This is a genomic window from Phenylobacterium terrae (assembly GCF_042681205.1).
Lineage (GTDB): Bacteria > Pseudomonadota > Alphaproteobacteria > Caulobacterales > Caulobacteraceae > Phenylobacterium > Phenylobacterium terrae.
In genome coordinates this window covers 842,180-860,017 of the sequence record NZ_JBHUEY010000006.1, presented here as the reverse complement: position 1 = coordinate 860,017, position 17,838 = coordinate 842,180, and the positions used below count along the sequence as shown (strand labels likewise).

The 17,838-nt window shown below is 69.5% G+C and carries 22 protein-coding genes; 10 read left to right on the top strand and 12 right to left on the bottom strand.

What is annotated here, in order from left to right; all coding sequences use genetic code 11:
• Positions 1-14: 14 nt before the first annotated feature.
• Both ACFSC0_RS18765 and ACFSC0_RS18760 read left to right on the top strand, forming a co-directional pair.
• The gene (locus tag ACFSC0_RS18765) at positions 15-203 is read left to right on the top strand and encodes a hypothetical protein (protein WP_377281510.1); all 189 of its coding nucleotides are present in this window, start codon (positions 15-17) and stop codon (positions 201-203) included.
• Positions 200-796: a DUF4304 domain-containing protein gene (locus ACFSC0_RS18760; RefSeq protein WP_377281509.1), complete on the top strand. Its 597-nt coding sequence runs from the start codon at positions 200-202 to the stop codon at positions 794-796. The genes ACFSC0_RS18765 and ACFSC0_RS18760 overlap by 4 nt, the downstream gene beginning before the upstream one ends.
• Here ACFSC0_RS18760 and ACFSC0_RS18755 read toward each other — a convergent pair.
• Genes ACFSC0_RS18755 through ACFSC0_RS18740 form a run of 4 tightly spaced genes read right to left on the bottom strand, consistent with a single transcriptional unit; the run spans position 793 to position 4,902 of the window.
• A complete protein-coding gene (locus ACFSC0_RS18755) occupies positions 793-1,716 on the bottom strand; it encodes an isopenicillin N synthase family dioxygenase (RefSeq protein WP_377281508.1) in 924 nt (307 codons plus the stop codon). The two genes, ACFSC0_RS18760 and ACFSC0_RS18755, sit on opposite strands and share 4 nt — an antisense overlap.
• A 7-nt stretch (positions 1,717-1,723) precedes the next feature.
• Positions 1,724-2,590: a ribokinase gene (locus ACFSC0_RS18750; RefSeq protein WP_377281507.1), complete on the bottom strand. Its 867-nt coding sequence runs from the start codon at positions 2,588-2,590 to the stop codon at positions 1,724-1,726.
• The gene (locus tag ACFSC0_RS18745) at positions 2,587-3,531 is read right to left on the bottom strand and encodes a nucleoside hydrolase (RefSeq protein ID WP_377281506.1); all 945 of its coding nucleotides are present in this window, start codon (positions 3,529-3,531) and stop codon (positions 2,587-2,589) included. Before ACFSC0_RS18745 ends, ACFSC0_RS18750 begins: the two co-directional genes overlap by 4 nt.
• 36 nt (positions 3,532-3,567) lie before the next feature.
• Complete coding sequence (locus tag ACFSC0_RS18740) at positions 3,568-4,902, bottom strand: acyl-CoA dehydrogenase family protein (protein ID WP_377281505.1); 1,335 nt, start codon at positions 4,900-4,902, stop codon at positions 3,568-3,570.
• Positions 4,903-5,061: 159 nt separating this feature from the next.
• Between ACFSC0_RS18740 and ACFSC0_RS18735 the strand changes: the two genes are divergently transcribed.
• From ACFSC0_RS18735 to ACFSC0_RS18725, 3 genes are all read left to right on the top strand, one after another.
• On the top strand, positions 5,062-5,751 hold the full coding sequence (locus tag ACFSC0_RS18735) for a cytidylyltransferase domain-containing protein (protein ID WP_377281504.1): 690 nt from the start codon (positions 5,062-5,064) through the stop codon (positions 5,749-5,751).
• The gene (gene pseH, locus ACFSC0_RS18730) at positions 5,748-6,317 is read left to right on the top strand and encodes a UDP-4-amino-4,6-dideoxy-N-acetyl-beta-L-altrosamine N-acetyltransferase (RefSeq protein WP_377281503.1); all 570 of its coding nucleotides are present in this window, start codon (positions 5,748-5,750) and stop codon (positions 6,315-6,317) included. Before ACFSC0_RS18735 ends, pseH begins: the two co-directional genes overlap by 4 nt.
• Positions 6,318-6,381: 64 nt before the next feature.
• Positions 6,382-7,293, top strand: coding sequence for a diacylglycerol/lipid kinase family protein (locus ACFSC0_RS18725; protein ID WP_377281502.1), 912 nt, complete (start codon positions 6,382-6,384; stop codon positions 7,291-7,293).
• Here the strand turns inward: ACFSC0_RS18725 and ACFSC0_RS18720 are convergent.
• Entirely contained in the window at positions 7,290-7,487 is a 198-nt protein-coding gene (locus tag ACFSC0_RS18720) for a hypothetical protein (RefSeq protein ID WP_377281501.1), read from the bottom strand. The genes ACFSC0_RS18725 and ACFSC0_RS18720 overlap by 4 nt on opposite strands.
• 183 nt (positions 7,488-7,670) lie before the next feature.
• On the opposite strand from ACFSC0_RS18720, the gene ACFSC0_RS18715 reads away from it, so the two are divergent.
• On the top strand, positions 7,671-8,537 hold the full coding sequence (locus tag ACFSC0_RS18715; protein WP_377281500.1) for a hypothetical protein: 867 nt from the start codon (positions 7,671-7,673) through the stop codon (positions 8,535-8,537).
• An 87-nt stretch (positions 8,538-8,624) separates the two neighbouring features.
• Positions 8,625-9,080: a DUF6152 family protein gene (locus tag ACFSC0_RS18710; RefSeq protein ID WP_377281499.1), complete on the top strand. Its 456-nt coding sequence runs from the start codon at positions 8,625-8,627 to the stop codon at positions 9,078-9,080.
• Positions 9,081-9,186: 106 nt separating this feature from the next.
• Here the strand turns inward: ACFSC0_RS18710 and ACFSC0_RS18705 are convergent, their stop codons facing one another.
• The 3 genes from ACFSC0_RS18705 to ACFSC0_RS18695 are packed head-to-tail and all read right to left on the bottom strand — an operon-like array spanning position 9,187 to position 10,689.
• Positions 9,187-9,654 carry a DUF6644 family protein gene (locus ACFSC0_RS18705; RefSeq protein WP_377281498.1) on the bottom strand — a complete coding sequence of 156 codons (468 nt, stop codon included), beginning with the start codon at positions 9,652-9,654 and terminating at the stop codon, positions 9,187-9,189.
• A 3-nt stretch (positions 9,655-9,657) separates the two neighbouring features.
• Positions 9,658-10,215 (bottom strand): DUF6644 family protein, encoded by a 558-nt coding sequence (locus ACFSC0_RS18700; protein WP_377281497.1) that lies wholly within the window; start codon positions 10,213-10,215, stop codon positions 9,658-9,660.
• A 42-nt stretch (positions 10,216-10,257) separates the two neighbouring features.
• Positions 10,258-10,689, bottom strand: coding sequence for a hypothetical protein (locus ACFSC0_RS18695; protein ID WP_377281496.1), 432 nt, complete (start codon positions 10,687-10,689; stop codon positions 10,258-10,260).
• A gap of 215 nt (positions 10,690-10,904) precedes the next feature.
• On the opposite strand from ACFSC0_RS18695, the gene ACFSC0_RS18690 reads away from it, so the two are divergent.
• The gene (locus tag ACFSC0_RS18690; protein WP_377281495.1) at positions 10,905-12,713 is read left to right on the top strand and encodes an ATP-binding protein; all 1,809 of its coding nucleotides are present in this window, start codon (positions 10,905-10,907) and stop codon (positions 12,711-12,713) included.
• A 3-nt stretch (positions 12,714-12,716) separates the two neighbouring features.
• Here the strand turns inward: ACFSC0_RS18690 and ACFSC0_RS18685 are convergent, their stop codons facing one another.
• On the bottom strand, positions 12,717-13,058 hold the full coding sequence (locus ACFSC0_RS18685; RefSeq protein WP_377281494.1) for a hypothetical protein: 342 nt from the start codon (positions 13,056-13,058) through the stop codon (positions 12,717-12,719).
• 364 nt (positions 13,059-13,422) lie between these two features.
• On the opposite strand from ACFSC0_RS18685, the gene ACFSC0_RS18680 reads away from it, so the two are divergent.
• Both ACFSC0_RS18680 and ACFSC0_RS18675 read left to right on the top strand, forming a co-directional pair.
• The gene (locus ACFSC0_RS18680; RefSeq protein ID WP_377281493.1) at positions 13,423-14,007 is read left to right on the top strand and encodes a sigma-70 family RNA polymerase sigma factor; all 585 of its coding nucleotides are present in this window, start codon (positions 13,423-13,425) and stop codon (positions 14,005-14,007) included.
• A 132-nt stretch (positions 14,008-14,139) separates the two neighbouring features.
• On the top strand, positions 14,140-15,417 hold the full coding sequence (locus ACFSC0_RS18675) for a transporter (RefSeq protein ID WP_377281492.1): 1,278 nt from the start codon (positions 14,140-14,142) through the stop codon (positions 15,415-15,417).
• 123 nt (positions 15,418-15,540) lie between these two features.
• On the opposite strand, the gene ACFSC0_RS18670 is transcribed toward ACFSC0_RS18675, so the two are convergent.
• Genes ACFSC0_RS18670 through ACFSC0_RS18660 form a run of 3 tightly spaced genes read right to left on the bottom strand, consistent with a single transcriptional unit; the run spans position 15,541 to position 17,791 of the window.
• Positions 15,541-16,626 carry a hypothetical protein gene (locus tag ACFSC0_RS18670; RefSeq protein ID WP_377281491.1) on the bottom strand — a complete coding sequence of 362 codons (1,086 nt, stop codon included), beginning with the start codon at positions 16,624-16,626 and terminating at the stop codon, positions 15,541-15,543.
• 8 nt (positions 16,627-16,634) lie between these two features.
• Positions 16,635-17,366, bottom strand: a complete 732-nt coding sequence (locus ACFSC0_RS18665) for a C39 family peptidase (RefSeq protein WP_377281490.1) — start codon at positions 17,364-17,366, stop codon at positions 16,635-16,637.
• Positions 17,367-17,386: 20 nt separating this feature from the next.
• The gene (locus ACFSC0_RS18660) at positions 17,387-17,791 is read right to left on the bottom strand and encodes a hypothetical protein (protein ID WP_377355229.1); all 405 of its coding nucleotides are present in this window, start codon (positions 17,789-17,791) and stop codon (positions 17,387-17,389) included.
• Positions 17,792-17,838 lie beyond the last annotated feature (47 nt).

Sequence of the window (17,838 nt, the reverse complement as noted above, 5' to 3'; positions counted from 1 at the left end):
TAGCGGGGGCGGGCATGCTCGGGGCGCGGATGGCGGCCCCGCACGTCGCAAGAGTGACGCCGCTCTATTTCCCGGAGCGGCTAAAATATGCTCGGGTCGGCGACAACTGGTCCAGCGCCGGCGCGAAGGCGGCGAAAAGATACACCGAAACTACCGGCAACCGGACGCGCGTCATCTACTACAATCCCAAGGACTTCATGTGAGCCGGATTTCGTATGCCAAGGCGTTAGACAAGGTGCTTCGACCACTCGGTTTCGAGCGCAATCGTGACGATTGGATTCGCGTAAGGGGTGACATCTGGGAATGCGTGAACCGTCAGTCGAGCTGGCTAGGCGGCGTCAACGTGAACTTGTTCGTGAAAGACCTCGAGACAGAGAAGCTCTATCGCGAGATCGCCGGCTCCGAACACGCCGTGATACCGCAAGGGGGCACTCGCATCAGTGATCTTATTGGTGGCGCCGATCGCTGGTGGAAAACTGATGATCCCGATGGTCCAGCGGAACTCGCGGAGTTGGTGTTGAGAGTAGGTGTTCCCTGGTTCGACAAGGTCCGTACTCTGGAGGAGCAAGCTGAGCAGTGGTTCTTCCGGAGCGTGGCGTTGACGACCAGCGGGTATCATTGGCCAACCCTGGTCGGCCTCGCGCTTACACTCCATCGGATGGGAGAAGCGGAGGAGGCCTGTCGGGTCGTCCGGAAACCTGTGCCTCGGACGGCGAACCAGAGTAGCGTCGAAAAGGTAGCCAAGGTGCGCGCGTGGCTCGGATGTGACGCGCCGATCTCGCTGCCGGGCTCCTAGGACGCCAGCCCGATCTCCTTCAGCCTCTCGTGCAGGAACTCGCCGGCGGTGATCGGGGAGAACTTCGCGCCGGCGCCCTCGCAGGAGGGCAGGCAGTCGAGCCGCACGGACGAGGCCGGGTGCAGGAAGAAGGGCATCGAGTAGCGGGAGACGTTCGGGCCGGACGGGTTGACAACGCGGTGGGTGGTCGAGGGGATCACCTCGTTGGTCAGGCGGGCCAGCATGTCGCCGGAATTGACGATCAGGCCGCCGATGTCGGTCTCGATGGGCAGCCAGCGGCCGTCGCGGCGGAGGATCTCCAGGCCCGCGCCGCGGGCCGGGACCATGATCGTCAGGAAGTTGATGTCCTCGTGGGCGGCCGAGCGAACGGCGCCGGGCTCGGTCTCTGGGGCGACCGGCGGGTAGTGCAGCACGCGCAGGATGGACGTGCCGTGGCGGACCTTGTCCTCGAACCAGCCCTGCGGCAGGCCGAGCCCTGGGGTCAGGGCGTCGAGGGCGGTGCGGCCGGTCTCGTCGAGCGCCTGGAACAGGGCCTGGAAGGTCGGCTTGAAGCCGGCGGGCTCCTCGGGCCAGACGTTGGGCGGGAAGGGTTCTTCGGCGTCGGGCGTGGGCTCGTGGCCGATCTGCCAGAATTCCTTCAGGTCCGGGTGACGGCTGTCCTTGGCGTGTTCGACCCCGAAGGGGGTGTAGCCGCGCAGGCCCTGGGCGTAGCGCAGCTTCTCGGCCTCGGGACGGGCGAACAGGGCCTCGGCCATGCGGTAGGCGCGGTCGAGGAGGTCGGGCGAGACCGTGTGGTCCTTCAGCACGACGAAGCCGAAGTCCTGCAGCCCGGCGAACAGGCCTTCGGAGAAGGCCTGCCGGGCGGCGGGCGGACCTGCCAGGTAGTCGCGCAGATTCAGCTCGGGGACGCGGTCGGACATGGGCCGATCAAGGCGCGGGGCGGGCGGCCAGGCAAGCCTCCACCTGGTCGCGGCGGGGGAGGGACGGCTGGGCGCCGCGTCGGGTCGCGGCCAGCGCCCCGGCGGCGCAGGCGAAGGCGAGCGCGGCCTCCGGCTCGCGGCCTTCCAGCAGGGCGAGGGTGAGGGCGGCGACGAAGGCGTCGCCGGCGCCGGTGGAGTCGACGGCTTCGACCTGCGGCGGGCGCGCCTCGGCGATCCTGTCTCCGGCCTTCCTCAGCTCCGCGCCTCGGCGGCCGTAGGTGACCGCCACCAGGCCGCCGGCGTGCGCCAGACGTTCGCCGCAGGCGGCGGCCTCGGTCTCGTTGACGACGATGAGCTCGGCGCGGCGGAGCAGGGCCTCCGGCACGGGGGCGGCCGGCGCAAGGTTCAGGCAGACGAAGCCCTCCGCCCTCTCAACCGCGGCGGCGACCGTCTCTATCGGCAGTTCCAGCTGGCAGATCAGTGCGCCGTCGAGGCGGCCTGGCAGCCGGTCCGGCGTGAAGGCGGCGTTGGCGCCGGAGGCGACGACGATCTGGTTCTCCCCGTCGGGAGAGACGGCGATCAGGGCGACGCCGGTCGGCGCATGGGGATCGGCGGCGCAGTCGGAGAGGTCGACGCCGTCAGCCCGGAGCAGGGCGAGGGCCTCGTCGGCCATGGCGTCCGCGCCCACGCGGCCGACCAGGGCGACCTGAGCGCCGAGCCGGCGGGCGGCCAGCGCCTGATTCGCGCCCTTGCCGCCGGGGTGGCGGGCGAGGCGGGCGCCGGTGACGGTCTCGCCGGGGGCGGGCAGCTTTGGCGCCTGGGCCACGAAGTCGAGGTTGATCGAGCCGACGACGGTGATCGGAGGGCCGCTCATGGCCGGGCGAGCAGTTCGCGCAGCAGGGCGTGGAAGCCGTCGGCGTCCACACGGGTCGTCCACTGCACGTGCGGGGCGGGGCCGTCGCCGAGGCGGAATTCGACGGCGGTGTGGCCGCGGGTGAGCTCGGACCTAGTCTCGATCTCGAGGCGGCAGAAGCGGGTTTCGAACAGGTCCGGCCGCAGCAGCCAGGCGATGGTCGTGGGATCGTGCAGCGGGGAGTCCCCATCGCCGGTCAGGCGCTCGTAGACGCCACGGGTGAAGCCCAGAAGCTCCGCCGCGGCCAGCGCCTTGGGCGTGCCGATGGCGCGGATGGCTTGGAGCCGCTCGGCGGTCGTGCGGACCTGGAAGGTGGCGTCGAGCCCCATCAGCACCAGCGGACAGCCAGAGGCGACGACGACCTGGGCGGCGTGCGGGTCGGCCCAGATGTTGAATTCGGCCGAGGCGGTGATGTTGCCGCCCTCGCGGCGGGCGCCGCCCATGGCCACGACCTGCTTCAGGCGGCCCGCGAGGCGCGGCTCGAGCAACATGGCTAGGGCGAGGTTGGTCATCGGTCCGATGACCGCGACGGTGACGGTCTTCTCGGGGCGGGCCATCACCATCTTGACGATGGCGTTGGCGGCGTGGCCGTCGGCGAGCGGCGCGGCAGGCTCGAAGACCTCGAGGCGCCCGAGGCCCGTTTCGCCGTGGAAGTCACGGGCGCCTGTGACCCCGGGCGCAAGGATGGCCTGGTCGCGGCCGGCGTAGACGGGCACGTCCTCTCGCGCGGCGAGCTGGCGGACGAGGCGGGCGTTGCGGCTGGTGAGCGCGAGGCCGACGTTGCCGCCGACGGTAGTGACGGCGAGGAGCTCGATCTCCTCGCGCGCGGCGAAGGCCATCAAGAGGGCGACGCCGTCGTCGACGCCCGCGTCGCAGTCGAGGATCAGGGGGATTCGCGCCACGGGAGGAGCATGGCCCATCCCGTGGCGCGGACAAGCCTAGGCCGTCTCGGGCGCGCGTTCGCCGCCGCGGGTCTGGTAGGCGCTCTTCAGCTCGTCGAGCTTGTCCTTGAACCGCTCGCGGGCTTCCTCGCGCAGGCGCGGGATGTGGTAGCTGGGGAAGAGGTCGTTGTTGGGCCGGTAGTCCTTCAGCACCTGCTTGGCGACCGTGACCTTGTGCACCTCGGTCGGCCCATCGGCGATGCCCATGACCATGGCCGAGGTCACCATCCCCATGAACGGCATCTCGTTGGAGACGCCCAGCGCCCCGTGCAGGTGCGCGGCCTTGGTGGCGATGTCGTGGTAGACCTTGGGCATCGCGACCTTGATGGCGGCGATGTCCTTGCGGACCAGGTTGTAGTCCTTGTGCTTGTCGATCAGCCAGGCGGTCCGCAGCACCAGCAGCCGGAACATCTCCAGCTGGATCCAGCTGTCGGCGATGTCGGCCTGCACCATCTGCAGATCGGCCAGCTTGCCGTCGCGGGTGGTGCGGGAGACCGCCCGTTTGCACATCAGATCGAGCGCCCGCTGGCAGGCGCCGACGGTGCGCATGGCGTGGTGCACGCGCCCGCCGCCCAGGCGGGTCTGGGCGATCACGAAGGCGCCGCCCCGCTCGCCCAGCAGGGCGGAGTAGGGGACCCGGACATTGGTGTAGCGCATGTAGCCGTGGCCGCCGGGACCCTCGGCCTGGCCCGAGCCGGTGTGCACGCCACGGACGATCTCCACCCCGGGCGTGTTGGTCGGCACGATGAAGATGGAGGTGCGCTTGTAGGGATCGGGCGCGTCAGGATCGGTGACCGCGTAGACGATCAGGATCGTCGAGCCGTAGGCGCCGGAGGTGAACCACTTCTCGCCGTTGATCACCCATTCGTCGCCCTCGAGCACCGCGCGGGTCTTGAAGGTGAGCGGATCGGAGCCGCCCGTGGGCTCGCTCATCGAGAAGGCCGAGCGGATGTCGCCGTTGAGGAGGGGCTTCAGCCACTTCTCCTTCTGCTCCTCGGTGCCGTAGTGGGCGATGATCTCGGCGTTGCCGGTGTCGGGCGCCTGGCAGCCGAAGATGGAGGGGGCGAGGCGATTTCGGCCGAGCTTCTCGTTCATGAGGGCGAGCTTCAGCTGGCCATAGCCCTGGCCGCCGAGCTCGGGCCCGAGGTGGCAGGCCCAAAGGCCCTGTTCCTTCACCTTCTCCTGCAGCGGCTTGATGAACATCTCGCGGCCGTGCTGGCCCATGATGGCGCGGCCCAGCTCGGAGAGCGGCTCGACCTCCTCGCGCATGAAATCCTCGATCCAGTCGAGCTTCTTCTGGAACTCGGGGTCGGTCTCGAAGTCCCACGCCATGGTCGTCCTCCCTGGGCCGTCTGGCGCGGCCCCTGTTCGAATGTGTGGTATGTTTTGCGTCGACCCGAGCAGTATCCGCCCCTTGTTCGGCGGGTGCAACCGCGCGGCGGAGCGCGTTAAGGACAGCGAAAGCGGGGCGCCGGCAGTCTCGGTGCGGCGATGATCCTGACCATTCTGCAAGCGCGCATGAGCTCCACCCGCCTGCCGGGCAAGGTGCTGCGCCCTCTGGCGGGCGAGCCGATGATCGGCCGCCAGGTCGAGCGGCTGCGCCGTGCGCGGCGGCTGGACCGCCTGGTGGTCGCCACCAGCGTCGGGCCGGAGGACGACCCGCTCGCCGCCTACTGCGAGGGGCTCGGCCTGGAGGTCTTCCGGGGCCCGCTGGACGATGTGCTCGGCCGCTTCGCCGGGGCGATCGGCGCCTTCGGGCCGGCCGAGGCGGTGGTGCGGCTGACCGCCGACTGCCCGCTCGCCGACCCCCGCGTCATCGACGAGGTCGTGCTCACCCACATGGAGAGCGGCGCCGACTACACCAGCAACGTCCTGCCGGTGCGGACCTTCCCCAAGGGGCTCGATGTTGAGGTGGCGAGGACCGAGGCCCTGCTGGCGGCGGCGGCCGAAGCCGTCGACCCGTACGAGCGCGAGCATGTCACGCCCTTCCTCTATCGCCGGCCGGAGCGCTTCAGGATCGCGTCGGTCGAGCGCTCGCCCTCGCAGGCCGACCTGTGGTGGACGGTCGACACGCCGCAGGACTACGCCTTCGTCTCGGACATCTATCAGCGCCTCTATCCGGTGAAGCCGGACTTCACGAGCCAGGATGTGCTGCAGCTTACCGGGGGAGAGGCCTCATGACGGCGCGCCATCCGCGACTGCGGGACGTCGAGCTCTCAGACCGGGACCGGCTGCGCGCGTGGCGCAACCAGCCGAACGTCGCCCGCTGGATGTACTCCGACCATCCGATCGGGCCCGAAGAGCACGCCCGCTGGTTCGCCTCGGCCATGGCCGACCCGGGGCGGCGTTACTGGATCATCCAGGCCGGCGAACGGCCGGTCGGCCTGATCAACCTCTATGACATCGAGCTGGAGTGCCGCCAGGCGGGGTTCGCCTACTACCTGGCCGACGAGCCGGCGAGGGGCGGGGGGCTGGCCAGCTGGGCCGGCGTGCAGGTGCTCGACTTCGCGTTCGGGGAACTGGGCCTGATGCGGGTCTGGGCCGAGGCGCTGGTCGAGAACGTCGCCTCCGTCGGCTACCTGGGCGCCCTGGGGTTCAGGGAGGCGGAAGTGCTGCGCGGCCACGTGGAGAAGGCGGGCTTTTCCGGAGACGTGGTCCGGATGGTCCTGCACGTGGACGGTTGGGCCGGTGCGCGGCAGGCCTGCCGCGAGCGCCTGGCCGCACGCGGCTACGATGTCGAGGGCTGAACCCCGGCTCGCTGGAACGAACTCTCGCGCCGAGATTTGAGCCTTCACCGGCAGGAGGCGGTGGATGGCAGTCAGCGCGTTGAGGCGGATCGGGGGCGACCGGGTCGAGCTTCGCGGCCTGCGTATCGGGGCCCTGCTCAACACCTCGAGCGGCAGCTGCGACGTGCAGGCCGAGGAGGATGTCGAAGCGATCCTGCGATCCGAAGGGCTCTCCCCCGTCCGGCTTTGGTGCGGCGCGGGCGCGGAAGTCGACCAGGCGGTCGCCGACGCCAAGGCGCACGACCTCGACCTGCTGATCGTCCTGGGCGGCGACGGCACGATCCGCGCGGCGGCCGAGGCCTGCGGCGCCTCGGGGCCGTTGCTGGCGCCGCTGCCGGGCGGGACCATGAACATGCTGCCCAAGGCGCTGTACGGCGACCGCAACTGGCGCGAGGCGCTGAAGGCGACCCTGGCCGAGCCGCAGGTGCAGCCCGTCCACGGCGCGGACGCCAACGGGCGCCGCTTCTTCATCGCCGCCATCCTGGGCGGGCCGTCGCGCATGGCCGAGGCGCGCGAGGCGATGCGCGAGCACGATCTGGCCGGCGCGGTCGAGAAGGGCGTGGCGGCGCTGCGTCAGGCGCTCTCGACGGATCTGCGCTACCGGTTCGGCAACCGGGCGGACGTGGCCGAGAGCGTGGTGGTGCTCTGCCCCCTGACGTCCCGGCAATTGTCCGACGACGAGGATGTGCTGGAGGCCGCGGCGTTCAAGGTCGAGGGGCCGGGCGATGCGCTGCGCCTGGCCTGGAACGCGACCTTCCGCGACTGGCGCGCCGATCCGACCGTCGAGCGCGCCAAGCTGCGAACCGCCGACATCGAATCGGATCAGCCGATCCCCGCGCTGCTCGACGGCGAGACGTTCGAACTGGACCGACACGTCCGCATCGAGCTGGCGCCCGAGGCCTTTCACGCGCTGCGGCCTGCGGACGAGGCCGCCTAGTCCTCCTCGCTCAGGCTGCGCGCGCCGGCGCCGAACCAGCCCAGGAAGCTGTCGCCGCGCCACAGTTCGTGGCCGAAGGGGCTCTCGGCGCCGAAGGCGATCTGCGTCGCCTCGCCGTCCGACACGCAGTCGAGCTCCACCAACCCCTCGAACGCCCCGTCCGCTCCGAACACGTAGAGCGCGTAGTCCGCCATCGCATCCGCCCTCGCAGCCATCACCCCTATTGAAACGCGCGAACCCGGCTGGAGGTCACCCGCCCAGGTTTCACCCACGCAACAAGTCCGCAGTGGCGCTCCGCCATGGGCTGCACTAGCTTAGCGGAAACGGCTCGAAGGTCCGGTATGACGGGAGGCCCGGCGAGCACGAGGGGAGGGGAAATGAAGGCGATAGTTCTGGCGCTGGCCCTTGCGGGACTGGTGGGCGGCTCGGCCGTGTCCGAGGCGGCGGCGCAGGGCGCGCGCCGCGGCGCGGAGGCCCCCTACAAGGCGCCGCGCGGCCCCGGCGGAAAGCCGGACCTGAACGGCGTCTGGCAGGTGATGAACCACGCCAACTACGACATCGAGCCCCACGCCGCGCGCGCGGCGCTGGCGTTCCGGCCCGGCCCGTTCGGCCCGGTGCCGGCGAAGGAGGTGCTGGCGCTGGGCGCGGTCGGCGCCGTGCCGGCGGGCCTGGGCGTCGTGGAGGGGGGCGTCATCCCCTACAAGCCCGAAGCCCTCGCCAAGCGGAACGAGAACCGCGAGAAATGGCTGGAGCGGGACCCGGAGATCAAGTGCTACCTGCCGGGCGTCCCGCGCGCCAACTACATGCACCTGCCGTTCCAGATCTTCCATTCCGACAAATCGATGCTGTTCGCCTACGAGTACGCAGGCGCGGTGCGCAACATCCTGTTCCAGGACCCGGGCCCGCCGCCGGTGGACTCCTGGATGGGCCAGTCGGTGGGCAAGTGGGAAGGCGACACCCTGGTCGTCACCGTCACCGGACAGCTGGACTCGACCTGGTTCGACCGGGCCGGCAACCACCACTCCGCGACGATGACGGTGACCGAGCGCTACACGCCGACCGGACCGAACGTCATGCGCTACGAGGCCACCATCGAGGATCCGGAGACCTTCACCCGTCCCTGGAAGATGAGCATGAATCTCTATCGACGGGTCGGCGAGGACGCGCGCCTGCAGCAGTTCAAGTGCGTCGAGTTCGTCGAGGAGCTGATGTACGGCCACCTGCGCAAGGAGCCGCTGCCCTGACGCGCGGCCGATTTCGAGGCCATACTGTATTCACGTGACGACATCCGCCGCTGCGCCGGGGAAGGCGGCGGCTCAAGGAGAAGTGAGATGATCGATCGCCGCGTTCTGACCGCGCTCGCCGGAGCCGCCTTGCTGGGCGCCGGCGCGCTCGCCCAGCAGGCCTACGCCCACCACGCCTTCGCGGCGGAGTTCGACGCCAATGCGCCGGTCCGGCTGCAGGGCAAGGTGACAAAGGTCGAGTGGGTCAATCCCCACGCCTGGGTGCACATGGCCGTCGTCGGCAAGGACGGAAAGACCACCAACTGGATGGTCGAGGGCGGCACGCCGAACACCCTGCTGCGCCAGGGGCTGACCCGGAACACGCTGAAGCCGGGGACGGAGATCGTCGTGCGCGGCTACCAGTCCAAGGACCGCTACTGCCAGCCGGCCTGCAAGGCCAACGGCCGGGACGTGACCTTCCCCGACGGGCGCAAGGTGTTCATGGGCTCATCCGGCACGGGCGCGCCGCGCGACGGCTCGGACCCGACCGAACGGCCGCGCTGATCCGGCCCCGGCGCGGCCCGCGCGCCGTCGCCGCTCTGAAACAAGAAGCCCTCCCCGCGATCCGCGGGGAGGGCTTTTTTCGTATCCGGGCTCCGGATTCCCGGCCCTACGAGAAGCCGATCCAGCGTCCGGCGATCGCCACGGTCAGCCACAGTCCGATAGAGACCACGGCGAAGAGCTTCAGCACGGCGGCGTCCGGCCGGCGTTGCAGCACCGGGATCTTGATGGCGAAGGTGAAGACCAGGGCCGCGAGCAGGGCGCTCATCTTCAGCCAGAAGGCGCTGCGGTCCAGCAGCTTCAGGGCCTCGGACAACCCCAGGGCGACGCCGGTGGCGATCAGCACGGCCAGCGCCAGGTAGAGCCACGGCCGCGTGTTCTTCTCGATCACCGCCACCGACGGCGCGCGCAGGCCGACGCCCAGAATGCTGAGGTCCAGCACGAAGATCGCCCCGCCGAGAAGCGCCAGGGCGAGCAGGTGGACCGCCTCGACGACGGGAAACAGCCACAGGGACTCGCGGATCGCCGTGCCGACGGCGGTCGCTTCCAACTGTTCGAACAGGGGATAGAGGTCCATGGCTCAGAAGGTCTCCGCGGTGCAGCCGGCGAAGGCCTTCACGAAGTCCGATTGCGGCCGGTCGCAGTCGTACCAGTTGTAGGCGATGAACCGGCCCATCACGATGATGCTGAACCAGACCGTCAGCGAGAGCGCTGCGACCACCCGCGCATTCAGCGGCGGGGTCACGCCCGTGTCCCACTTGTGGATGTCGCGCTGGACCCGCTTGTGGAAGATCCAGATGTTGATCGCCCCCACGATCAGCAGGATCACCTTGATGCGGAACCAGACGCTGTGGAACGTCCGGTCCGGGATCGCGAAGAACAGCAGCAGCCCCGTCGCGATCATGAAGACGAAGCCGGCCACCGTCCAAGGCAGGATGCGCGCCAGCATCTGCGAGACGGCCATTTCGCGGAACGAGACGCCCAGCACCCGCAGGTCGACCATCGCGATGGTGCCGACGAACAGCATGATGCCGACGACGTGGCTCGTCTCGATGATGGCGTACATGTAGAGCGACTCGTGGAGCGCATTGCTCCACGGGGTCTGGTCGAGCCAGACCACGAACTCATGAAGCGACATTCGGATCGGTCCCCCCATCGGCGGCGAGCTGGCGGCTCGCCCCTACTTCGGAATGTACTTGTCGTGGCAGGCGACGCAGCTCTGGTAGAGCGCGCCGCCGGCGGCGAAGAGCTTGTCCTTGTCCTTGGCCACGGCGGCGGCCTTGGCGACCATGGCCTCGTCGGCCATTCGGGCCGCCAGCTGCATCCATTCGCCGTCGTCGACGGCGCGCCCAGGCAGCATCAGCAGGTTGGCGCTCTCGGCGACGATCGTCGCCCCGTTCTCGACGGCCAGCCAGCCCTCTTCGGTGGTCGGGAACAGCTCGCGCTCGCCGGCCTCGGTGATCTCATAGCCTGAGGCGGTCCAGATCATGTCGGCGGCCGGGTCGACCACGTGGCCCATGATCTCCTTCATCGGCATATCGAGCTTGTACGGCGGCGGCTTGGAGCAGCCGGCCAGCACCGCGAGCGCCACAAGCGCAACCGCGCTCCGCATTGACCTTCCCCTCCCGCAGAATCCCCGCCGCACCATACTCGAATTACGAACTTCGGCGAAACTCCGCCATAGAGCGCCGGACCGGCTGTGTGATTTCAGAACGTGTTCGCCCGGACGCATTGTGCGCCGGGCGAAACGAACTCTGCCGAGCGCGACAATTTTTCGCGAACGTTAACCCGCGTAAGCCATGCTCCCCGCGAACTTGGGGGGATTACATGGCGCAAACCGCCGAAAAGGGGGCGCCGACGGAGGCTGGCAAGGCGGACGACAGCCCGACGCGGCTGTTCGCGGCCTCCGCCCGCAACCTGTTGCCGCGAGTCTTCAACAACCTGGCGACCGCTGCGGTCACCGCGTTCGTGGTCGGTCCGCTCTGGGCCGTCGCCTACTTCGTCGCCGTGTGGATCCCGACATTCGCGGCGATCTGGATGATGCGGCTCATCCAGCGCGAGAAGCGCCCCGCGCGGGCCGCGCTGCTGACCGACCTGCAACTCGGGGTCAATGTGGTGAGCGGCGCCTTCCCGGCGGGGATGGCCTACATCCTGTGGACCCGGGGCGACGACCTGGCGAAGCTCTACGCGGTCGCTTCGCTGTTCATCGGCGCCGCCTACGTGCTGCTGCACTACTACGCCGACAAACGGGCGTTCCGGTGGCTCGTCCTGCCCCATGCGCTGGCCGCAGCTGCGATCGGCCTTGCGACGGCGGGCTTCGACACGAGCGGGAAGGCGCTGGTCATCCTGCTGGCCGTGCTCGTCGCGACCGTGAATTTCTTCCATCTGTCGCGCCGCATGCTGGACAGCTCGCGCACCGCGTTGCGGCAGGCGCGCGCCCGGGCGATCGAGGGCGAACTCGCGGCGGAGGCGGCCAACGCCGCCAAGAGCACCTTCCTGGCGATCATGAGCCACGAGATCCGCACGCCGCTGAACGGGGTGCTGGGCATGGCCCAGGCGATGGCCGCCGACGAGCTGTCGGACCTGCAGCGCGACCGGCTCACCGTCATCCACCAGTCCGGCGAGGCGCTGCTCGCCGTGCTCAACGACATCCTCGACCTGTCGAAGATCGAGGCCGGCAAGCTGGAGATCGAGGAGATCGAGTTCGACCTCGGCGAAGTCGCCCGCGGCGCCCATTCGGCCTTCACGGCCCTGGCGAACAAGAAGGGCCTGTCGTTCTGCCTCGACGTTGAGCGGGCCCGGGGCGTCTATCTGGGCGACCCCACCCGGCTGCGGCAGATCCTCTACAACCTCATTTCCAACGCCCTGAAGTTCACCGAGCGGGGCGAGATCCGCGTCACCGCGACGAGGAGGGAAGGGGCGCTGGAGCTGATCGTCGCCGATACCGGCGTCGGCATCCCTCCCGAAGCGCTCTCGAGACTGTTCGACAAGTTCGCCCAGGTGGACGCCTCCACGACGCGGCGGTTCGGCGGCACCGGCCTCGGCCTGGCGATCTGCCAGCAGCTGGCTCAGCTGATGGGCGGCGCGATCACCGTGGACAGCGAGGTCGGTCGGGGCAGCCGGTTCATCGTCAGCCTGCCCCTGCCGCGTGTCGGCGAGGAGCGCCAGCGCTCGCCGCTGCCCGCCCCCGACACGGCCCCCGGCGCGGCGCCGGCCGAGTCCGCGCTCTCGCTTCGGGTGCTGGCCGCCGAGGACAACAGCGTCAACCAGCTGGTCCTCAAGACCCTGCTGCACCAGATCGGCGTCGAGCCGGTGGTGGTCGAGGACGGCCAGGCGGCGGTGGAGGCGTGGGAGCGGGGCGACTGGGACGCCATCCTCATGGACATCCAGATGCCGCTGATGGACGGGCCGACCGCGGCGCGCCGGATCCGCGAGCGCGAGGCGGCCACCGGGCGGCGGCGCACGCCGATCCTGGCGCTCACCGCCAACGCCATGAGCCACCAGGTGAGCGAGTACCTCGCCGCCGGAATGGACGGGCACATCGCCAAGCCGATCGATGCGGCGAGGCTGTTCCAGGCCCTGCAGACCGCCATCGAGCCGCCGGAAGCGGATGGCCTCGCCGCCGCCGCCGGCTGACCGCTACTTCGGAACCGTCTGCTGGTCGGCGTCCCCCCCGCGGCCCTCGCCGCCGGTGGGCGAGTTGCCCGAGCTGACCGACGCCCCGGCGCCGTCGCCCGACTCCGTGACGACCGAGGGCGCGCCGCCGGCTTGTCCGTAGGCCGGGGTCTGGCCGCTGGGCCCGCCGCTCAGCGACCCGGTGGCGGCCGGATCCTGCGAGGCGGCGGCGTTCCCCGACTGCACGACGCCGGCGGCGCCCTCAGCGGAGTCCGGCGGCGCCGCGCCGTCCCCGCAAGCGGCGAGCAGGCCCGCGGCGGAGAGGGGGGCGATCCAGGCGGCGAGGCGGCGAAGGGGCATGGTCATGCGGCTCCTGACGGATGTTGGCTCCTTGCCAAACGCCGCAGGCGAGGCCCGGGTCCCCGCCTCCGGCTTCGGCCGCGTCAGGCGGGTCTCGCTTCGCCATTTTTCCCGGGGCGCTCACCTTGCCGTGAGGCGGGTAAGTGGCGGGAACATGGCGACATGATGGCGAGTTAGGACGTTGTACGGGCGGGAAAAGATTCTGCGTTTTTCACCTCCGAGTAGAAAAGTGCGGCCGGCGCCCGTCATTTGTTGAAACTGTCGTGTTAACGGTTTATCAACTAACAGCGGTCGCTCGGGCTGCCTCCTCTGCCGTCCAGGGGATGGGAGCGACCTAGGTCCACGCGCCTTCGGGGGCCGTGGAGTCAGGATGGCGTCGCGGGGCAACGGTGCCAGCGCCGCCAGGGATGGTGGGCAGATGTCGGATCCCTTCAAGGATCAAGTGATAGCGCTTATTCCGCCTCTTCGGGGGTATGCGATGAGCCTGACCGGGTGCAGCTCGGACGCCGATGACCTCGTGCAGGACGCGCTGATGCGCGCGTGGCGCTCGAGGAACGGCTTCGAAATGGGCACCAACCTCAAGGCCTGGATGTTCAAGATCGTCCGCAACACCTTCTACACCTCGATCGCCAAGCGCCGGAACACGGTGCAGGACGTCGAGGGCAAGTTGGCCGCGCGGATGGCCTGCAGCCCCGAGCAGGAGTGGCGGTTGCAGTACGGCGAACTGCTCAGCGCGATGGACCGGCTGACGCCGGACGCCAAGGAAGCGCTGCTGCTGGTGGTGGCCTCGGGCCTGTCCTACGAGGAGGCGGCCGAGGTCTGCGGCTGCGCCGTCGGTACGCTGAAGAGCCGGGTGAACCGGGCGCGCGAGCGGCTGGCCAAGCTGGTGGACCACGATGTTGGCCCGCAAGTCACACCGGACCGAATTTCGCTACCTCGCGTTGTCTACGCTTAACGACCGCGACACGAATTACGGCTAAGTTTCCCGCGAGAGAGCCGGGCAGGGGGCGTCCTGCAGCGGGGGAAGCATATGTCGACGGTAGTGTCTTGGGGCCGCGGACGCGCGGCGCGGCTCGCGGGCGCGAGCGTGATCGCGATCGCGGCGGTCTGTTTCTCGAGCGCAGCGCAGGCTGAGATCGATCCGGAAACCGCCGAGCGGCTCCGCAGCATCGAAGAGCGGCTGGCTGAGCAGGAGCGGCGCCTGGCCGAGAACGAGCGGCTGCTCTCGGAGCAGCGCATCGCCCTGCAGGGCCTGCAGCAGGCGCGGGACATCCTCCTGGGCGAGCTCGACCAGGTCCGCGCAGGCCAGACGCAGGCGCCCGCCAATCCCGACGGCCAGTTCCAGGTGGCCCAGCAGTCGTCGGCCGACGCCCCGCTGCCGACCGGCCCCGTGGGCGAGGCGCCGCCGGCCCCCCAGATCAAGGAAGAGGACGTCGCCGCGCTGCCGGAGCGCGCGGGCGTCCTCACGCCGCGCGGCCGGTTCGTGGTCGACCCGTCGATCGAATACGTCCGCTCGAGCGCCAACCGCCTGGTGTTCCGCGGCATCGAGATCGTGCCCGGCATCAACCTCGGCCTGATCGAGGCCACCGAGGCGGATCGCGACACGATCGTGCACAACCTGGGCGTCCGCTACGGGGTCACCAACCGGCTCGAGATCGAGGCTCGCGGCGGTTGGGTCTGGCGTGAGGACGTGATCACCACCGTCCAGCAGCGCAACGACACCCTGAGCCGCGTCCGCCGCCTGAACGGCGAGGGCTGGGGCGACCTGGAGCTGGGCGCCCGCTACCAGCTGACCAGCGGCGAGCGCGGCCGGCCGATCTTCGTGGCCAACGGCCGGGTGAAGGCGCCGACCGGCGAAGGGCCCTTCGACCTGCGCTACAACGAGGCCGGCGTGGCGCTGGAGCTGGCGACCGGCTCGGGCTTCTGGGGCGTCGAGGGCGGGGTGACGATGCTCTACCCGACCGATCCCGGCGTCATCTTCGGCGGCCTGACCTACATCTACAACAAGCCCGAAGACGTGAACAAAATCATCGGCGGCGCCCGGGTGGGCGAAGTCGACCCGGGCGACGCCATCGGCGTCAACCTCGGCTACGGCATGTCGCTGAACCCGCGGTTCTCGGTCTCCTTCGGCTACAGCCACAGCTACATCTTCCCGAGCGTCACCCACATCGGCCCGATCGAGCCGCAGGACGGCGAGCCGAGCGGCATCGACGCCCGCTCCAACGAGATCCATGTCGGTTCGATGCTGATGGGTTGGTCCTTCCGGCTGACGCCGCGGGTCACGCTCAGCAACAACTTCGAGTTCGGGGTCACCAAGGACGCGCCGGACATGCGCTGGGTGATCCGGGTGCCGTACCGCTTCTAGATCGCCGGCTAAGCCGCAGGAGATCCGCAGGGATTTCGTCGCGGCTCATCGGTCCGAAAACAGGAACGCCCGCCTCGGTGGAGGCGGGCGTTTTTTTCGTATCTGGGCCAGGGGCTCGTCGGATCAGGGCAGGGCGTTCGTCAGGGCGTTGCCGATGGCGTCGAACAGGTCGAGCTGGAGGTTCTGGGACAGGATGTCCTGCTGGAACGCCTCCAGGCCCGGCATGACCAGGGTGATGTCCGTCTCGATGCGGATGTCCTGGTTGTTGGCGGTGTTGAGCAGGATGTTGCTCAGGCCCGTCTCGCTAATGTTGTGCAGGATCGCCGTGCCGCCGCCGTCCTCGCCAGCCAGCACCATTGCGTTGCCGCCGTTGATGGCGCTCAGGTCGATGCCCAGCGCCGCGGCCGCCTGGATCACCTGCTGCGGCGTCTGGCCGTTGGTGGTCGAGGCGACGACGAGGTCGCCGATCGGATCGTCGGTGGTCGGCGGGGTGGTCTGGGTCACCTGCTTGACGATCTCGCCCGGCGTGCCGGTGGCGTCGATGTCGAGGACGCCCCCCGCAAGGTCGGTCGCACCCGTCAACGCGCTTCCGCCGCCGCCGGCCGGCGGGTTCGGCGGGGCCGGAGGCTTGGGCAGGTCGCCGCCGGTCAGGCCCTGCGCCGCGTCGATCAGGCTGTCGATCGTCGGATTGCTCGGCGGCACGAACTGGCCGGCCAGGGACAGGGCGTCGCCGCCGGTCGGGGTGACGTCGCCGGTCTTGTCAACCGCCTGGTTCAGGCCGGTGTTGAGGTTCTGCTGCGTCAGGTCCATGCCCGGCATGTCCTTCAGCGGCGGCGTGCCGGTCCCCTGCAGGGCCCCGTTGGTCGCGCCGGCGTCGGGCGTGATGTTCAGGCCCGACTGGACGTTCTGGACCACGTTCGAGACGTTCGAGATGACCGACTGCACGGGCCCGGTGGGGGTCCAGACGAGCTGGGTCTCGAGGGCGACCTTGCCATCGATGATGGTGCGCAGCACGGCGCCGAAGTTGATCTCGCCGAAGGGCGTCATCAGCCCGCCGCGCTCGGCCTCGAGCTCGGTGGTGTTCATCGGATAGACGTCGCCGCCGAACGGCGAGTCTTCGCCGGGGCCGATGGCCTCCTGCGCCAGCGCCGGCTGGGTCGCGAGGGCCGTGGCGGCCATCAGCATGCCAGTGAGCATCGCGCGGCGCATGGGAACCCTCACTCCAGGTAGCCTTGCAGATCGGCCACGGGCGCGATCTGGTAGAGAGGACGCAGCTGGCGGTCGAAGGAGGCCAGGGACTTGTCGCCGAGGCGCTCGTCGAGCGGCGCCGTCGACCACGGACGCCATTCGTCCTCGCGGTTGTAGGCCACCTGCTGGGCCGGCACGCCGCGGATCATGAAGGCGATCCCGTTCCACATCTTCCCGAACTCTTCGGTCGTGTAGATCTTCAGGCCCAGGGCCGGGTCGCCGACCAGCACGTTGCCGTCGCGCACGCCCTTGATGACCACGAAGTGCTTGTAGGTGCCGATCTGGATGACGGTGATCGCCGGGGCGCGGGACTTCTCCAGCTGGGCCAGGCTGATCTTGTACCCGTCGGCCTTGTAGCCCTGGCCTTCCAGGTAGTTCTTCATGTCGAGCAGCGAGAAGCCGATCTTGCGGATCTTCGCCTGGTCGCCGGCGGCGTACATGGCGCGGAAGATCTCCGCCTCGCCGACGCTCTTGCCGTAGTGGTGGGCCAGCAGGGTGGCCAGCGCGGCCGAGCCGCAGCTGTAGTCGTACTGCTGGCGGACCACCGTCCGGAACGGGATTTCGCGGATCGAGCGGACGGAGACGAAGTAGCTGTCGCCGCCTTCCACCAGGGCCACCTGGGCCGAGGCCGGGGCCGCGGAGAGGCCCGCGGTCGCGAGCGCGATCAGCGCCGCGGCGCTAAGAAGAACCTTGCTGCGCATCGCGTCCACATCCTTCCGGCTTAGGGAGCCACGCTCAGGATGTTGATCGTGATGCTGCCCTGCAGGTTGGACTGGGCGCCCGTGTTGACCACGAAGTTGCCCACGCCGTTGAACCCGCGCAGCGCATCTCCGGAGAGGTTGACGTCGCCGGCGTGCACATCGCCCACGATGCTGTTGTCGCTGTTCACGGCGGTCAGCTCCTGGGTGGACATGATGCTGTCCTCCACATGGACGTCGCCGCCGCTGATGTCGGCCAGGTCTGCGGTCCCGACCGTCTCGAGCCCGGCGATCTCTTCGGCGGCGGCGGTGTCCGCGCCGGCCAGGAGGTCGCCGATGGCATCGTCGGCGGAAGCCGCCGCGGGGGCGCTCGCGAAGGCGAGAAGCGCGATGGCCGACAGCGTGCAAGAAAGCTTGAAGCGGATCATCACAGTGACGCGGCCTGGACCGCCCCCCAAACTTGAATTCTTAAGGA

What these genes read in the sequence shown, in the direction of transcription:
- ACFSC0_RS18720 (WP_377281501.1), bottom strand. Translation starts at nt 7,487, where the DNA reads ATGGCGGACTACGCGCTCTACGTGTTCGGAGCGGACGGGGCGTTCGAG.
- ACFSC0_RS18765 (WP_377281510.1), top strand. Translation starts at nt 15, where the DNA reads ATGCTCGGGGCGCGGATGGCGGCCCCGCACGTCGCAAGAGTGACGCCG.
- ACFSC0_RS18750 (WP_377281507.1), bottom strand. Translation starts at nt 2,590, where the DNA reads ATGAGCGGCCCTCCGATCACCGTCGTCGGCTCGATCAACCTCGACTTC.
- ACFSC0_RS18695 (WP_377281496.1), bottom strand. Translation starts at nt 10,689, where the DNA reads ATGCGGAGCGCGGTTGCGCTTGTGGCGCTCGCGGTGCTGGCCGGCTGC.
- ACFSC0_RS18660 (WP_377355229.1), bottom strand. Translation starts at nt 17,791, where the DNA reads ATGATCCGCTTCAAGCTTTCTTGCACGCTGTCGGCCATCGCGCTTCTC.
- ACFSC0_RS18740 (WP_377281505.1), bottom strand. Translation starts at nt 4,902, where the DNA reads ATGGCGTGGGACTTCGAGACCGACCCCGAGTTCCAGAAGAAGCTCGAC.
- ACFSC0_RS18725 (WP_377281502.1), top strand. Translation starts at nt 6,382, where the DNA reads ATGGCAGTCAGCGCGTTGAGGCGGATCGGGGGCGACCGGGTCGAGCTT.
- ACFSC0_RS18755 (WP_377281508.1), bottom strand. Translation starts at nt 1,716, where the DNA reads ATGTCCGACCGCGTCCCCGAGCTGAATCTGCGCGACTACCTGGCAGGT.
- ACFSC0_RS18685 (WP_377281494.1), bottom strand. Translation starts at nt 13,058, where the DNA reads ATGACCATGCCCCTTCGCCGCCTCGCCGCCTGGATCGCCCCCCTCTCC.
- ACFSC0_RS18705 (WP_377281498.1), bottom strand. Translation starts at nt 9,654, where the DNA reads ATGGACCTCTATCCCCTGTTCGAACAGTTGGAAGCGACCGCCGTCGGC.
- ACFSC0_RS18690 (WP_377281495.1), top strand. Translation starts at nt 10,905, where the DNA reads ATGGCGCAAACCGCCGAAAAGGGGGCGCCGACGGAGGCTGGCAAGGCG.
- ACFSC0_RS18710 (WP_377281499.1), top strand. Translation starts at nt 8,625, where the DNA reads ATGATCGATCGCCGCGTTCTGACCGCGCTCGCCGGAGCCGCCTTGCTG.
- pseH (WP_377281503.1), top strand. Translation starts at nt 5,748, where the DNA reads ATGACGGCGCGCCATCCGCGACTGCGGGACGTCGAGCTCTCAGACCGG.
- ACFSC0_RS18700 (WP_377281497.1), bottom strand. Translation starts at nt 10,215, where the DNA reads ATGTCGCTTCATGAGTTCGTGGTCTGGCTCGACCAGACCCCGTGGAGC.
- ACFSC0_RS18665 (WP_377281490.1), bottom strand. Translation starts at nt 17,366, where the DNA reads ATGCGCAGCAAGGTTCTTCTTAGCGCCGCGGCGCTGATCGCGCTCGCG.
- ACFSC0_RS18680 (WP_377281493.1), top strand. Translation starts at nt 13,423, where the DNA reads ATGGCGTCGCGGGGCAACGGTGCCAGCGCCGCCAGGGATGGTGGGCAG.
- ACFSC0_RS18670 (WP_377281491.1), bottom strand. Translation starts at nt 16,626, where the DNA reads ATGCGCCGCGCGATGCTCACTGGCATGCTGATGGCCGCCACGGCCCTC.
- ACFSC0_RS18715 (WP_377281500.1), top strand. Translation starts at nt 7,671, where the DNA reads ATGAAGGCGATAGTTCTGGCGCTGGCCCTTGCGGGACTGGTGGGCGGC.
- ACFSC0_RS18735 (WP_377281504.1), top strand. Translation starts at nt 5,062, where the DNA reads ATGATCCTGACCATTCTGCAAGCGCGCATGAGCTCCACCCGCCTGCCG.